The sequence below is a fragment of the Candidatus Poribacteria bacterium genome, from assembly GCA_021295755.1.
Lineage (GTDB): Bacteria > Poribacteria > WGA-4E > WGA-4E > PCPOR2b > PCPOR2b.
Genome location: JAGWBT010000081.1, coordinates 1 through 1502 on the forward strand (window position 1 = coordinate 1; position 1502 = coordinate 1502).

General features: G+C 45.2%; 2 protein-coding genes. One reads left to right on the top strand and one right to left on the bottom strand.

All coding sequences use genetic code 11. The features are described from left to right. Positions 1–904, bottom strand: a 904-nt coding sequence (locus J4G02_12720; GenBank protein MCE2395441.1) for a DUF4173 domain-containing protein, incomplete at its 3' end; no start/stop codon positions are given. 197 nt (positions 905–1101) lie between these two features. Between J4G02_12720 and J4G02_12725 the strand changes: the two genes are divergently transcribed. Continuing rightward, positions 1102–1502 (top strand): hypothetical protein (locus tag J4G02_12725; GenBank protein ID MCE2395442.1); only part of this gene is annotated, 401 nt, incomplete at its 3' end.

Here is a 1502-nt window from a genome sequence, read left to right on the forward strand (position 1 = left end):
CGGTAACAACAATTAGTTCGGAAAAACCCCGTCTCGCGTATTCTGCGTAAGTGTAATCAGGGATAGAGCGAATCACTTCCTCACCACCAAAAAGATATGTAAACTGAATCCCACAGAAGAGAGTGTAGACAGCGTTCACCATCACCAAAACCGTAACAACGATCGTAGTGTCCCAGCCCCCTGTATCCCCCTCAGCAGGTGCTGACACCTCTTCCACTTTAGCCTTTAATACGACCGCCAAATAACCGAATAGTAACACTGTGATAATCCCAATAACTCCCACATGCTCAGCGAAAGGGATAGAACCGATAAATTCTAAGGGCTTAACAATATCGGCGACAAAATTCTGAAAAACTGTATCGGCCTCCGCAAGCAATGCGATAACAATGACTAAGAGGGGCGCAGAGATTATCAAACCAATAAAGATGTGTTTGAGAGTCTTACGCTTCTCAGGCGCAATTCGTTCGGCAACCCTCGCGAGCGAAATGAGTTCCAAGAATATCTTGGGGGTATTGCCAAAAATTTGACGGAACAATTTTCCTAAAAAACGGACGATGGATCGAACACTAGACCACTCATATCTATAAACAAGTAGCGTCGTCTGAAGAAGCAGGAGCAGTGGGATCAGGACAGAGTTGAGAGCAAGTAACACCGGGTTTGAATGGAGGGCGAACGCTGCCGAGAGCAAAAAAATAGGGATAAACAGAAACCAACCAAAGTCAATTTGGAATGAGATCCGCCTGCGTGAAGCAACCCAAAATAAGCAATAGAAAACGACGACAAACAACGGGTATGAAATTCCGATCGCCTTTTCATAAAACAGGTAGTCAAAAACGATCCCTGCTACGAGCGCGAGTATCGCAAATAATCGAATCTCCCGCGCTGTGATGTTTGTGCATCCCATACTTTACCCTCACTATTCATCATTTTATCAAAAAACCCTTTAGGTCTAAGCCCCAAGCATTTATGCTTGGGATACAGATTGTAGGTAAAAAATGGTATAATTCTTTCGGCTTTCGTGGGGGATTTCAACCACTAACAACCTCGTTAGTGTCCCCCACACCTCGTTGAAAAGGCATGAGAGCCAGAAAGCTGACCTTCATGAAAACCTACAAGTTCAAGATGTATAGCAATCACGGTAATCGTGAGTTGCACAAAACGATAGATGGACACGCTTTTGTTTGGAATCATTGCGTTGCGCTTCAGCGTCGTTACCACGCCATCTATGGAAACCAGTATATCAGCAAGTTTCGGTTGATAAATCACATTTCTAAACTGAAACGCACCCAACGCTTTGCCCACTGGCATCAACTACCGAGCCAAGCGATACAAGACGTGGCATCTCGTATAGATAAAGGCTACCAGTCAATGTTTGAAGCCCGTGCTGCGGGTAAGAAGTGGGGTCGCCCTCGCTTCAAGCCATGTCGTAAGTATAAATCGTTCACACTGCTTCAAGCGGGTTGGAAACTTCTGCCGGGTAACAAGATTCGTATTGGCAATCG